The sequence below is a fragment of the Desulfobacterales bacterium genome (genome assembly GCA_029211065.1).
GTDB lineage: Bacteria > Desulfobacterota > Desulfobacteria > Desulfobacterales > JARGFK01 > JARGFK01.
In genome coordinates this window covers 103059-117028 of the sequence record JARGFK010000001.1, presented here as the reverse complement: position 1 = coordinate 117028, position 13970 = coordinate 103059, and the positions used below count along the sequence as shown (strand labels likewise).

Annotated in this window: 13 protein-coding genes; 1 reads left to right on the top strand and 12 read right to left on the bottom strand. The window is 50.9% G+C overall.

Annotated elements, in window-relative coordinates; genetic code table 11:
- Window positions 1-25: 25 nt before the first annotated feature.
- Window positions 26-550: a YtfJ family protein gene (locus tag P1P89_00620; GenBank protein ID MDF1589986.1), complete on the bottom strand. Its 525-nt coding sequence runs from the start codon at window positions 548-550 to the stop codon at window positions 26-28.
- Between the two features lie 231 nt (window positions 551-781).
- Window positions 782-1249, bottom strand: coding sequence for a ferritin family protein (locus P1P89_00615; GenBank protein ID MDF1589985.1), 468 nt, complete (start codon window positions 1247-1249; stop codon window positions 782-784).
- A gap of 472 nt (window positions 1250-1721) precedes the next feature.
- On the opposite strand from P1P89_00615, the gene P1P89_00610 reads away from it, so the two are divergent.
- Complete coding sequence (locus P1P89_00610) at window positions 1722-2564, top strand: flavodoxin family protein (GenBank protein ID MDF1589984.1); 843 nt, start codon at window positions 1722-1724, stop codon at window positions 2562-2564.
- A gap of 286 nt (window positions 2565-2850) precedes the next feature.
- Here the strand turns inward: P1P89_00610 and P1P89_00605 are convergent, their stop codons facing one another.
- From P1P89_00605 to P1P89_00560, 10 genes are all read right to left on the bottom strand, one after another.
- On the bottom strand, window positions 2851-3558 hold the full coding sequence (locus P1P89_00605; protein ID MDF1589983.1) for an FAD-dependent oxidoreductase: 708 nt from the start codon (window positions 3556-3558) through the stop codon (window positions 2851-2853).
- A gap of 157 nt (window positions 3559-3715) precedes the next feature.
- The gene (locus tag P1P89_00600) at window positions 3716-5515 is read right to left on the bottom strand and encodes a KamA family radical SAM protein (GenBank protein MDF1589982.1); all 1800 of its coding nucleotides are present in this window, start codon (window positions 5513-5515) and stop codon (window positions 3716-3718) included.
- 160 nt (window positions 5516-5675) lie between these two features.
- Window positions 5676-7055: a hypothetical protein gene (locus P1P89_00595; GenBank protein MDF1589981.1), complete on the bottom strand. Its 1380-nt coding sequence runs from the start codon at window positions 7053-7055 to the stop codon at window positions 5676-5678.
- Between the two features lie 274 nt (window positions 7056-7329).
- A complete protein-coding gene (locus P1P89_00590) occupies window positions 7330-7611 on the bottom strand; it encodes an RNA-binding protein (GenBank protein ID MDF1589980.1) in 282 nt (93 codons plus the stop codon).
- Window positions 7612-8068: 457 nt separating this feature from the next.
- Window positions 8069-8269, bottom strand: a complete 201-nt coding sequence (locus P1P89_00585; protein MDF1589979.1) for a cold-shock protein — start codon at window positions 8267-8269, stop codon at window positions 8069-8071.
- A 204-nt stretch (window positions 8270-8473) separates the two neighbouring features.
- Window positions 8474-8968: a 4Fe-4S dicluster domain-containing protein gene (locus tag P1P89_00580; GenBank protein MDF1589978.1), complete on the bottom strand. Its 495-nt coding sequence runs from the start codon at window positions 8966-8968 to the stop codon at window positions 8474-8476.
- A gap of 19 nt (window positions 8969-8987) precedes the next feature.
- Window positions 8988-10928 (bottom strand): aldehyde ferredoxin oxidoreductase family protein, encoded by a 1941-nt coding sequence (locus tag P1P89_00575; GenBank protein ID MDF1589977.1) that lies wholly within the window; start codon window positions 10926-10928, stop codon window positions 8988-8990.
- A gap of 1 nt (window position 10929) precedes the next feature.
- Window positions 10930-11202 carry a hypothetical protein gene (locus P1P89_00570; GenBank protein MDF1589976.1) on the bottom strand — a complete coding sequence of 91 codons (273 nt, stop codon included), beginning with the start codon at window positions 11200-11202 and terminating at the stop codon, window positions 10930-10932.
- A gap of 353 nt (window positions 11203-11555) precedes the next feature.
- Window positions 11556-12050 (bottom strand): 4Fe-4S dicluster domain-containing protein, encoded by a 495-nt coding sequence (locus P1P89_00565; protein ID MDF1589975.1) that lies wholly within the window; start codon window positions 12048-12050, stop codon window positions 11556-11558.
- Window positions 12051-12179: 129 nt separating this feature from the next.
- A complete protein-coding gene (locus tag P1P89_00560) occupies window positions 12180-13886 on the bottom strand; it encodes a CoB--CoM heterodisulfide reductase iron-sulfur subunit A family protein (GenBank protein MDF1589974.1) in 1707 nt (568 codons plus the stop codon).
- Between the last annotated feature and the right edge of the window lie 84 nt (window positions 13887-13970).

Here is a 13970-nt window from a genome sequence, read left to right as displayed (position 1 = left end):
GTCTTCAGCCTAAACACCTAATCAGTTACTGCAGCTCAATCACCAGCTTTACCAGTTTATCCACCAGATCGTCCGGAACCCGCGCTTTGATAACGGCACGGGCGACCCGGTTTTTGTCCAGAATGACCACATTGGCCGTATCCTCGGCCAGTCCCCAGGCCTTGCGCAGGCTGGCATCGTAGTCAAACAGGATGACGGTATTATACTTTTTGGCCTTGCGGCCGGCAATGGCCCGAATAGCGAAGTCCGGCTTCCAGGTCGCAGCGCAGTCGGCAATACCGATGCCTTTGTAGGTTTCCTCTTTCAGCCGGCCGTCGTCTTTGGCTTTTTTCAGCGCGTCGGTAAAGTGTTCGTTCAGATCCGATTCGTCCGGATCCACATAGTTCACCACCAGAACTTTGCCGGCCCAGGAATCCATGGTAAACGCCTTGCCGTCCGCATCCGGAAACGACCAGTTTGAAGCCTGCATATCCGCTTTGAGTTCTTCTGACTGGGCCGTCGCACCAAACACCAAAAAAACGGCAGCCAACACGAAAAATATCCTTTTCATGGTCTCCCTCCCTTTATTATGCTTGATAGCTGTTGAGACTGACGATTCCCGTTGTTCTAAGTATTTTTCTTTTATACTGGTCCGTCGGTTATAGCGGTTGTCAAAAAAACGTTCCATTATCCCAAAGGTTGCTTCTACAACCGCTTATACCGCAATTCATTGTTTCGGAACTTTATTATGGAAAGCGGTATAAAACAGACAAACACTGCGGTGATTCCACAGCGGACGGTTCTAATCCCCCATCTGGGCCATGTAGTCGTCATACATCGTTTCAAGGGACAGTTTGTGTTTGGCCTCTTCCTGGCAGAGCATCTTAAAAAGTTTTTTGCCTTCAGGGGTTTCGGCCTTGAGCTGCATCTCATTATAGAGTGCCAGGGCTTTTTCTTCACGCTTCATGGCCAGCATCAGAAGCTCATTGTAAGGCATTCCTTTGCGGTATTCCATATCTACAATATAATTGCTGCGTTTAATATCTGTGATCCATTTGAATTTATAATCGGAAATGCCCGGGGCAAACCCCTTTTTCTTGAATTCTTCGAGGAGGGTTTGATGCTTCCGCTCTTCCTGGGCAAATTCCTTCAGCATTTCTTTCGCGCCGGACATGGACTCTTCTTTACCGGCCTCAGTATAAAAAGCAGCCGCTTCTTTTTCTTTGCTGATGGCAAAATCAAGAATGTCTTGAATACTATTAAACTCCATTTGCTGTTCTCCTTTCGATTATTAATAAAACACAGGAAATTTATGGTTGGTAATTATGTCACTCTTAGCATACTTGCATCGGCTTCGTCGATAAAAAAATATAGAATAGGGTCGGATGTCAGGGAGCGGGGTTCAGGAAAAAAGAACAGTGACGAGTTGCGGGTTGCAGGTTCAATGGCCTGGAGATCGGGATCGGAGGTAAGTCATTGATGATTGGCGATTGATGATTGACGATTGGAAACGCCCTTAAATCGAAAATCATCAATCATAGATCAACAATCGGGAATTAATGGCCACCTTCGGTTCGGGCAAAAATGCCATTTTTTAGACCTGCTGAAGTGCGGTTCTGTGGAGCAATACTTGCGTCCTTGGCGCCTTTGCGGTTCAAATGTTTCTATTAATTGGAAAAATAAACCCTGTTGTGATAATACCACTGAAAATACAAATTGAACCCACCATCACCGGAGGCAGCATGAAAAAAATTCTGGGAATAATCGGATCGCCGCGAAAACTGGGTAACTGCGAAATCATGGTGAAGGAAATCGGCCGCCAAATAACAGTGCCCCATGAATTGCGCCTGCTGCGCCTCACTGAATTCAACCTGCTGCCCTGCCGTGGATGTTACGCCTGCTTGTTCAAGGAAGAAAAATGCGTCCAGCAGGATGATTTTCAACGGGTACTGGACGCCATTGTTGAAGCCGACGCTTTGATTGTGGCTGCCCCCACATATTTTCTGGGCGCCAACGCAAGTTTAAAACGGCTGCTTGACAGGGGTCTCGCCTTTTATGCCCATATCGACAGGTTGTGGGGAAAACCGGCTGTGGGTGTCGCCATCGCCGGAATTCCCGGCAAAGAAGGGCATACGCTTCTTGGGATCCAGAATTTTTTAAAGATGGCCTTAACGGAAATCAAACAAACCCGAGTCTGTTATGGTGCCCTGCCCGGCGAGGTCTTTTTAAACCGGGAGAACATTGAAGCTGCCAAGGCTCTATCCACGGCCCTCTTTGCACCGGCGACGGGCAAAGAAAGACCCTTTTGCCCCTTGTGCGGCGGCGATACATTTCGCTTTCTGGGAGATGATCGGGTTCATTGCCTGCTGTGCAGCAATCCGGGGACCATCCGCCTGGAGATGGGCGGACCGGTTTTCAAGATCCACAAAAGCGGGCATGAACTTTTTTTAAGCAAGGAAGAGGCCTTGCATCATAAAGAATGGCTGCTGCAGATGAAAGCCCGTTACCTGGAGCAAAAGGAAAAGCTAAAGGAAATCACCCTGGCGTATCGCAAGCCTGAAGAATGGATCAAACCGGGAGAATAGAGCGTTGCGCGATTTTCTGAAGAGCATAAAATTTGAACCGCAAAGGCGCGAAGGACGCAAAGAGGTTTTTGGATTTTTTGCTGATCGGGTGAAACTATCAGCAATAAGGCCAACGCCCTGGGTGGCAGATCATTGCGCCGGTGTTTCTCCTCAGAACTACGCTTAAGTGTATCTCTAAAACGGGCATCTTTGTCCGAACCGTGGCCGACCGTTCTTTTCCGGCTGGCACCCGGTTCGGACAAATAACTTCGCGTCCTTTGCGCCTTTGCGGTTCAGTCCTTTCTTTTCAGCACGAAACCCGCGGTTCCGCCAGAACAATGGGGTAGAATTGAACAAACTCCATATCCCACAATTCAAGGCCTGCTTTAGCCGCCAGATAATAGCCCTGCCCCATCATGCTTTTCTGGTTGTCATTGCGGAGATAGACGGCCCCGCCGCCGCCGGTTGCCAGAACAACGGCCGGAGCGGCAAGCGACAGGGGTCTACCGTTTGCGTCAAAGCCTTGAACCCCGGCAACGCCGCTTTCAGATTTTAAAATATCCGTGGCATAGAACCCGGTTACCATCCGGACCCGTTCCAGGGAGCGGAGTATTTGCGCCATTTTTCTGGTAAGGCTTGTACCCCGCATCACATCCGGACGGGAGCTTTTGTAAAAATAATGGTCGTAAAAAACGTCCAGTTCAAGCCCGATGGATTGCAGGTGTCTAAACGCCGACGGCGCTTCAGCAGCCACCTGATGCACCATCTTTTCCGAATTGATACCCCGGCCGGTTTGGCGGATGTCCTGAATGAACCGTGCGATGCTGTAATCGGCCGTCGGTCCCGCAAAGCGCCCGTTTGACATGGCGGAATTGGTGCCGGTGCCGATGGCGCCCCTGTCCACCAGTACGACCCCGGCGCCCTGCTCATGCGCACTATAGGCCGCCGTCATCCCGGCCAGGCCGGCTCCGATGATGACTACATCCGCTTTTATTTCAGGATCTGCTTTTGTCATGGTTTTAAAAATATTGATGCTTTACGACTCAAGGGTTATCCGACAGTTGATATATGATTGATGATTTTTGATTTAAAGATTTTTCCAATCACCAATCACCAATCATCAATCGTCAATCACCAATCGCCAATCATCAATACCTCGCCCCCTTCAGCCTTTAGTAATAATACCAGATCGTCCGGTAGTCTGACGGATTCTCGCCTCGTCCCTTCAGCCTTTTAAGATAGTCACAAATCGATACATCCGTGTATACATAGGTGTCGGCCAGCGACAATTGCTTTTCCCAGGGATGAAATTCATAGACTCTGCGGCCATTGGGCAGGATGGAAATAACATCATGGTGCTGGGTTGCCCGCAGGTAGTTTTTGCCCAGCCCGGGGACATTGAAAACTATTTCATCGGTTCGGTCGGTCCCCGGCAGGAGGCGGGCTTCCTCCTGCTGCTCCTGCAGCAGCCGTGCAATCGGCACCCGGTAATCGTCTGTTTCGTCTTTGCCTTTCGTGTTAAAGGTATAGTAAGGCGTCACGCCCACTAAACGCAGTTTGTGGCGCAGGGCAGCGGCTTCGAATTTTCTGGAGTTGTAAAATGTATATACAAGCTGGTTATTCACTTCGATTCCGGAACGGCGAAATTTTTGAACCGCCTCCATTGCCTGGGGCGAAATTTCGTAGGGATGCTCGAAATGGGTCACAATAATGATTTCACGCTTGCCGGGATGATGGAAATGATTGATATCCCGCACCAGCGAATCGGTAATGCGCTGGGGCATCGTCACCAATGTGCGGGTGCCGATCCGGATTCGTTCAACATGTTTGATGCGCGACAGCCTGTAGAGCAGGTTTTCCATCCCGGCACTGGACATCAGAAACGGGTCGCCGCCGGTGATAAGAACCTCGCTGATTTCAGGCGTAGCGGCAATCCATCCGATGGCCTTTTTCAGCTTTTCTTTTGACAAGGCTGCGGCCGGTGAATACACATCTTCAATTTCCCAGTTGCGCTGGCAATATACGCAGATTTGCGGGCAGGTCATTATGGGTTTTAAAATGACGATCTTGGGATAGCGACGGGTAATGCCGTCGATGGGAGACGTATCCTGCTCGAGCATGAAATCCATTGAGCATTCGGAAGCATCCCTCTGTTGCTTCATCGTCCGGACGTAATGCAGCGTTGGAATCACCTGGGCCCTCAGCGCGCTGTCGTTTCCATCGGTTGATTGAAAATCCATCAAGGACAGATAATAGGGCGTAATGCCGAAGGGAATTTTATATTCCCGGGCCAGTTTAACAGCCTGATACTCCTCATCCGACAGGGTGATGAGCCTGTTTAAGGTTTCGGCGTCTCTGACAATATGCCGGGTCTGCCACTTCCATTGATCCCATTCAAACTCGGTGGCATTGAAGTGTTTCAATATTCGGGCCTTGTTGCTGATTCTTTTGCGAATCACGTCCTTGTCCAGTCCATGGGGATACCGTTCTATAAACGCATCGGAAGACGCGGCCATGCGCGACAGATCGGCTGATCTTAATCTTGCGGCCTTGCGCCCTTCGTGTTTTGCGAATGCCGGAAACTTATCGGGGTAAATTTTGGTTTTGCCTGCAACCCCCCGAAGCAGGTGTTCAAATTCGGCAAAAAATCCGGGACTCGGATCGGGTTGATCCATAAGTCCCTCCCCCTTTAAGATGGCGTTCACGTATCTCAGGAAACTGAACCCGGCCAGGCGCTCACTGCGGACCGACAAAATATTGCGGAATACGCCGATGGCGTCACGGGTCAGCACCCATTCCAGCGGGGGAATCTTGGGGTTGTCATCAAATGTCGCCACCAGCATGTCCGACAAAAACCGCTTGACTTTTCTTCGTTTGATTTCAATCGTCTCAGTTGAAAGGAAAATGGATTCCAGCGCCGGCTCCTGATGCACCAGACGAGCGAGTCGTTTTGTAATGCTTTCTTTTTTCACGAATTTTACCTTTAGACTTTCTGCTGAATTCAACCTTGAATTTCAGCAATATTACCGACTGAACCAGACCAATCCCCTCCGGAAAGTCTCCCAAAGGATCACCCCGATACATGTTAACATATTATATTTTGTAACAATTTTCATGCGCATTGTAAAGGTATTAATCAAGCGATTCAGGCCACCATCCGATAATAGATCCATAGCGCCGGAACTGAACCACTTCTTTTTTTTCAATTTCGCGAATCCAGTCGGCCAGGCCCGAGGCATGGTGGATGATCAGCGGGGTGCTGTGATCGGGCAGTATGTCGGGGGCCAAATCGTAGCGATCGATGACCCCCTGTATATTTTGAGAAGTTTTTTCGCTGTCCCAGGGCGTCGGGTGGATAAACCCGTGGTTGGCGCCATCGGACCGGGTATAGCCCCATACGTCCGGAAATTCATCTTTGAGGCCGCGCATCAGGGATACCGCTTTCAGAATCGTTTCGATTGTCAGGCCTTTATTCAGATTCCGTAAAATCGTATCATCAAAGGATTCAAATCCCACCGAAGCCAGAACGATGCGGATACCCATATCCCTTGCCCTCAGCAGGACCTTCGGCAGAATTTCGGATCCCTTCAGAAACCAGTCCGCCCGCATGATCAGGTTGATCCGCGAAAGCGGAATCTTATTCTTTTCAGCTTCATAGAGCAACTGCAGGAGTCCCGGAAGCGGATTTTCATTGATCAGCTCAAACGGTATTTTGCGGCCGTTTGCAGCCGGGAGAGCTTGAATCTGGTTTAAGACGGTTTCCAGACCAAAGGATCCCTGGAAGCCCTTGTCCACGGCAATGTCGCAAAAACTGCACCCTTTTAAAAGCACATCGGCCTTGAACCCCTTTTGGTTATTAAAAAATGCGGGATGGTCTATTTCCACCCATCTTCGGGCGGCGGCATACGGACATCCGATCTGCTGCAATACCTGGGCGCTGCTGACGTGATGGGGTATTATCTGTGACTTTTCCAGCCTGTAGATATTATCCCACCGAACGGTCTGAAAATATTTCTCATTCCAGGGCTGTCGGGCAGCCCGAATGACGGCGCCGTCTGCGCCGATGGTGAGAAGTCCGGGAACATCCCGCTGCCAATCGTTATCCATCCCTGCCAGCAGATGAAAACACGCTTCGGCCGGCCCCTGGAGCGCGCAGGAAAAATACCCGGAAAGCCCCTGGAAACGGTGCGGAAAGTCCCTGCAATCGACTTCTCCGCTAAAGTCGACATCCGCCTGGGGCCCGGCCAGAATAGTAAAGCAGCCTTCTTCCGTAAGATCTTTAGCAAAATCAAAGAGGTCCTCGCGTCCGCTCAGGCTGGAAAAACCGATGAGGGGACGTTCTTTCCCAAAATAATCGGACAAGGCGGCTTTGAGCAGCGTTTTATCATCTTCGCGCGCAACCGCGATGACAATACACTCATAAGGCGTGTGCGCCTCGATCAGCGTTGCCGCCAACTGGGGCCCCAGCAGCCCATAGGTCTCCCCGGCAAAGTAGCTGGTGATGATCGCCATCTTTTGGTTTGGTTTGGAAATAGGGTTGCCCATTGAAATGGAATAGACAGGTGGCTGAGATGGATGAAAAAAGGATTTTTATAATTTTGCGAATAAATTCTTAGCGAAGTGGATTCAAGGGTTTCAGGACTAGCAGCGAGCCCTTGAACCCTGAACCCTTTCTCACAAATCATTGAGAGAAAGACCTCAAACACGAACGCTATCTGAACCTTAAAACAGACAACGGCCGAAGCCTCGCACCCCTTCGCTTTGATATGAACTGCGGCTTGCGGCCTTAATACCGTCTCGGTTTAAATGTTTTTTTAGCACGTTTGCCGCCCGGGTTCGCCGGGTTTACTTTTATATTTTTCCCTTCGATGAGTCTCCCGTTTAACGCCTTTATTGCCTGGTCCGCTTCGGAATTGCTCGGCATCTCCACGAAACCAAAACCTTTTGATCTGCCGGAAAACCGGTCCATGATAATTTTGGCGCTTTCAACTTCGCCAAACTCATCGAACATGGCTTTTAGTCCGTCCTCGTTAAGGTTGTAGGATAAATTGCCCACATAAATATTCATTTAAAATCCTTTCACTTGTACTTTGGTTAATCCATTAACCTTCAGCGCCGGCGGGACCTTCGCCAAACACCCTCTTTTGTTCGATTTCAGCGTCAGACTCAAGCCCGCGTTTCGCGGGATTAATTCTCTTTTGGGTCCAATTCCCCGCGGCTTGCCGCAAGTCGTCATTCCGGCGAATGCCGGAATCCAGAAACACAAACTGGATGCCCCCGCATCAAGGTGCGGGGCAGGCTCCTCAAGTCCGGCATGGCATCAGATGCCCCGTAACAACTCGACTTGAGCTCGTCGATAAGTCTTGCTGCGGGCTATTTCATTCCCGCCGTGGTGGAATCGCCGTCCTTGAACTTGAACAAAAGAACATTTTTCAAACGTCTCGATGCATCGTCCGATTTATCGAAAAAACAAAGGGCACTCCTTCCTTTTCGAAGGAATGCCCTCTTTTTTTCAGAAATCGTAATTAGACCACCGTGACATTCACAGCGGAAGGACCTTTTTGTCCCTTCTCTATGTCAAAGGTAACCTTGTCGCCTTCATTGAGAGATTTAAAACCTTCTGCCTTGATTCCGGAATGATGAACAAACACATCCGGCCCATCTTCCTGCTCAATGAATCCGAACCCTTTTCGATCGTTAAACCATTTTACAGTTCCATTCGCCATAATCGCATCCTCCTTTCCTAAGTTTTTCAATGTCTCAAACTGGAGGATGCCGCATCGGCAAACGAATGGTTCCTTCAGAAGGAAACTGTCCCACCTTATTTAACGTAGGACTTGATTGATTTTTGAACATTATTCACATCTTTAGATAAAATGCAAGTAAATTATTTATTTTTTCAAACCCGCTCTGTATTTCGCCCGCCATTATCACTCCGGATAGAGGGTGGCAGCCGCCTTCTGAGCGGTTGAAAGCCTTTTGGCGGCATCCTTTTTCTTGGACTGGCTCAGTCGGTCCGCACTGATAAAATCAACCGCCTTGACCTCGCAGAATCTTGCGCACTGCGGGTCGCCGCCGCACAGGTCGCATTTCAACACCACCTTGTCAATGGTACTGTAATTCCTGGCGCCGAACGGGCAAACCGTCACGCAGGACCGGCAGCCGATGCATTTTTCATAGTCAATCACCACAAACCCATCGTTCTCGTCGCGGGACGTCGCTTTTACCGGGCAGACACTGATGCAGGGGGCATCTTCGCACTGCTGACAGGTCATGGGGACATACAGGCCTTCGGCCTCCCATTTCACTACCTTGATGCGGCTGCGGGCAGGGTTTGAAACCCCGTGGTGGGATACCGAACAAACCAGCTCGCACAGCCGGCAGCCGGTACATTTCTGATAATCTATCTTCAGGACTTTTTCCATTGGCTTCCTCCTTAAAAACTTATAATAGATGGGACGGTTCCTGGTCCAGGCCCAGCCGTTTCAATGTTTCCGGCGTGGGTACGCCGTTTTTGTCCCAACCATGATGAACGTAAAACTCATCAACCATCTTCTTGAATTTTTTCCGGTCGATTTTGGCGCCGATGACATCCGGCGCCCCCCGCAGGCAGGGCTCATCAAAGTAACGATGGTTGAGGGTATCGCCCTTTTTCAAGTCGTCCCGGGTCAGCCCCTCCCGCAGATTAAACAGCCGTTCTATATTATTGCAGCGCTCCGCGATGTCCCATATATCCTTGGGTGTGAACTCCAGGCCGGTATTGTAGTACAGCACCTTGGGCCAATCTTCGAAATTCGGCAGGGTCGCCCCTAAAAAGGTCGTGTGATATTTGCATATTCCCAGACAGTCAACCGCCATGTAGCAATTCTCCTGCCAGAAAACCTGCCAGGGTTTGCCGATATATTCGGTATGCTCCGAGCTTAAGGGACCGTCATAGGGAACGGGATTGCTGTAAATCTTTCGCAAGACCGCTTCGGGCAGATGGTAGAGGTCAATGGCCGGCCTGCTTCTTAAATGATCGGAGCCCCGGGAAGCTGTGGCGATATTCAGGGCCAGCCCCGGGGTGGCTCTTTCGTCCGAATGCAGGTTGTTCATCCCTTTGACCTGGATGAGGTAGTCAAACGAATTTTTCCCGATCTTCTCGGATGCCGGGATGCCGCCGTCGGCCAGGGTATCCCCCAGCCAGCCCTCCCGAAAGCAAATGCGGCGAACCATCTCCAGCAGGGCCTCATCATTGCCGAACCGCAACTCCAGGCCATCCGTGTCCTTGGACGTGAGGATCCCCAGTTCATAAAGCTCCATTGCCCAGGCAATGATGCTGCCGATTTCCAGGTTGTCCACACCCCACTGGTTCACCAGATGGTTGCCGGTCAGGACCGTCTCGGCGCTTTTGCAATCGGGCTCGCCGCCGAAGGCACCCTGGGAGGTATATTCCGGACCTTCATCATATTTTCCGGCATACGGCCCTGTGGGAATTTTATACTTGGCGCGGCAGTGCACCTGACAGCCGAAGCAGCCGGTCATGTGATGCGGCCCCATGGTTTCGGTACAGATTTCATCTATCCGCTCGGGTTCGATATCATCGGCATACTCGCACTGATTGTACTGGAAATTACGGGTTCTGACGCCGCCCCAGGAATTGGTGGCGCCCCAGATAAAAGGCGTTCCCAGGGTCCCCTGGGTTTGATTGACCTTGGCGCTGGTGATCTGGTCGATAAAGCGCTTGTTGAACTCCAGGGCGTCAATGGGATGGGCAATCTTGATGTCCATGGTTCCCCTGGCGGCAATCGCTTTGAGGTTTTTAGACCCCATCACAGCCCCCATCCCGGTCCTGCCGCCGGAATTCTTGATCCCCGTCATGACGTTGGCAAAACGAACCAGATTTTCACCGGCCGGACCGATCACCATACTTTTGATATCCTCGTCATCCAGCTCCTTGCGAATGGCCCACTGGGTTTCCGTGGTGGTGAGCCCCCAGAGGCTGGCGGCATCTCTGATTTCGATTTCGCCGTTATGAATCCAGAGGTATACGGGCTTTTTGGCCTTTCCCTTGATGACCAGGTGATGAAAACCGGCCCAGGCCAGTTCCGGCGCAAAGAAGCCGCCCATATTGCAGCTGCCCAGCAGGTTGGTCAGGGGAGATTTTGCCATCACGTGCGTCCGGGCGGTTGCCGACGCACAGGTTGCCGTCAAAATGCCGCCGCTGACGATCAGTGTGTTTTTCGGTCCCAGCGAATCCACACCCTTTTTGGTATGGTTATACAGCAGATAGGCATCCAACCCCCTGCCGCCGAGAAATTTCCTGCGAACCTCCACCGGGATCGGTTTGGTTTCAATCTTGCCGGTGCTGAGATCGATATATGCAATCTTTCTATTTAATGCCATTTTAACTTTCCTCCTTTTTCTGTATCTTTTCTGCGGCTGCTTTTTGCGCGATCTTACGATTGACATCCCAGACAGGCCCGCGGATCCGCGGAAAATCAGGCCGGATCCATGCCACCCGGAATTCAAGGCCGCAAACCGGACATTTAACCTGTCGGGATCCGGCCGTCGGCACCAATCGCCCCATGCAGCTGGGGTTATGGCATCTGAACTTGCCGTAGGTCCGTGTATTTCGCAGGCTTTCCGCTGCCGAAATCTTATCTTTCTCGATTGCCATGGTTATCTCCTTTCAATATTGATTCAGAACATTAATATTTTATTGTCTTAATGACTTTCTGCCTTTAGCAGGATGATTTATAGACTGGGCGAAAGGCACAGGGCGCACGGCGTAAGGAAAAAGCGCATCCCCTCTTCCCTTGAGCCGTAAGTCCTTAGCCGTTAGCCACATTTTCCCACTTCCTACTGTCTACTTTCCTAACGCTCTGCGATGGATGATTTTCGATTTAAGGGTTATTCGATTGTTGATATATGATTGTTGATTTTTGATTTAAAGGTTTTTTCCAATCAACAATCGTCCCTCGTCACTCGTCACTTTTTACTCGTCACTGACCCCCGATCCCTGACCCCCGTCTAGGGCGCCATCCGCTTAAGCGTATCCATATACTTCTTTTTCTTGCAGCGCGGACAGGTGGACAGCAGCGCCTCTATCTCTTTGCGATTTCCCCGTTTCACCAGATATTCCATTTCATTCTTGGGCATCAGGTACTCGCCGCAGTCCGGACACATGACCGCGAAGCGGTGATGCCCCTGCTGCAGCATATCGTTTCTCAGGGCCGTCATAAAGCTTTGGAACAAGACCCCGCTGGGGCAGTAAAAGGTGCATTCCTCGCAGGTCAGGCAAAACCAGAAGGCCTCATCGCCGATCTTGTCCGGCTCAAACAGAATCCGCTCCACAATGGCCCGGGAGGACCGGCCATAGTCGTATCGACCGTAAAGATTCACCATGGGACAGAGGGCATTGCACTTGCCGCACTCCAGACACAGGTTCAGCCGGTGGTCTTTTGTAAACTTCGCGATGGTGTCCCGGTCAAAAACCGGTTTTTGTTCCGGGTGTTTCACTTTCACTGATACCGACCCTCAATCATTGAAATAAAGTGTTCAGATATATAGGTTTCCGATTGTTGATTTATGATTGTTGATTGTTGATTTAAAGATTTTTCCAATCGTCAATCGGCAATCATCAATTACTTGCCCCTACTCCCGATGCCCCTCCATGACGGCATTTACCATGGCCAGAAGCTGCTCGTCCGTAAATCCTTTCAATTGAAGGGCGCCGCTGATACAGGACGCCACGCATAATCCGCAGCCCTTGCACTCGGCCGAATTCACCCGGGCGATCTGAATCGTATCGCCTTCAACGTTTCCGGCTTCAACCCAGCCGACCGCGTTAAAGGGACAAATCTCAACACACCGGCCGCAGGCGGAACACCGCAGGGGGTTGACCTCAGACGTAAATGCTTCGGTGACCACCTGTCGGCGGGCCATGGGAACCGCGGCTTTGGCCGCCGCTGCAAACCCCTGGGCGACACATTCGGATATATCAGCAGGGAACCGGGCACAGCCCGCAATGAAAATGCCGTCGGCCGGGAACTCCACCGGCCGGAGCTTTTGATGGGCTTCCATAAAAAAACCTTCATTGCCGATGGGCACCTTTAACATCCGGGACAGCTGCCGGTTATCCTTTGCCGGGATCAGCGGTGTTGTCAGAACGACCAGGTCGGTCTCCAGAACCAGCTTTTTGCCCATCAGTTCATGGTAAACCGTTACCTTGTCGGCAGCCTTTTGCGTACCTGTGATCCGGGGCGGCTTATCATTACTGAAACGGATGAATTGAACCCCCAGGGAAAGCGCTTTCTGATAATATTCCTCAAAAATCTTTCCGTATGCCATCACGTCCCGCTGCAAAACAGTCACCCGGGTTTCGGGATGCGCCGCCTTAATCAAGCTGGCGTTCTTCATGGCCGTGATGCAGCAGAATCGACCGCAATAGGGACGGTTCTCGTCTCGAGCGCCCACACAGTTGATCATAACGACTTGTTTAGAACCGTCATGTTTAGTATTAAGGCGTCTCTCCAATTCAAGCTGGGTGACCACATTTACATAGCGGCCATATCCCAGGAAACCTTTGGGCTTGAATTCTTCCGCACCCACAGCGACAATGATGGTGCCGATATTTATTTCTTCAGTTTGTTTATGGGTCCGCACCACAGCAGTGAAATTTCCGATAAATCCTTTTACGGCCTTTACCTCAGCCTGGAGGTGAATGTGGATGTTGTCATGCTGACAGACCGCATCGATCAGGGGCGTTAACAGGCCGGCAGCGGGTTCATCAGCCGGAAAAAGGGTGTTGACATCCTGTAAAAGCCCCCCCAGTCTTTTTTTCTTTTCAACAACTTCTACCCGATAGCCCTGATTCGCTAGTGTCAATGCCGCTGAAACCCCTGAAATACCACCGCCGATAATCAGTGTGGCCGGCGTTACCGCTGTAGACTGATCCTGCTGGGCAGTGAGCAGGCTGACCTTGGCCACACCCATTCGAACCAGGTCCTTGGCCTTGGCGGTAGCTTCAACCGGCCGACCCAGGTGAACCCAGGAGCAATGCTCCCTGAGATTGACAAATTCAAAAAGATATTTGTTGAGGCCCGCCAGCTCGCAGTTTTTTTTAAAAAGAGGCTCATGGGTCCGCGGTGTGCAGGAGGCCACCACCACCCGGTTAAGGTCCTGCTCTTCGATCTTTTTACGAATGGCCGATAGACCGTCCTCCGAGCAGGTGTAAAGATTTCCCTGGGCGCAAACGACATCCGGCAAGGTTTCGGCGTACCTTACCACCTCGGGCACATTGACCGTACCACCGATATTGGTTCCGCAATTGCAGACAAATACGCCGATTTTAAGAGACATAACAATCCAACCGGTTAATGAATTCTGATCCAGAAGGCCAGGCTTCGGTTATCCCCTGGAAGATTTGCTTTATTGGAATCCCCC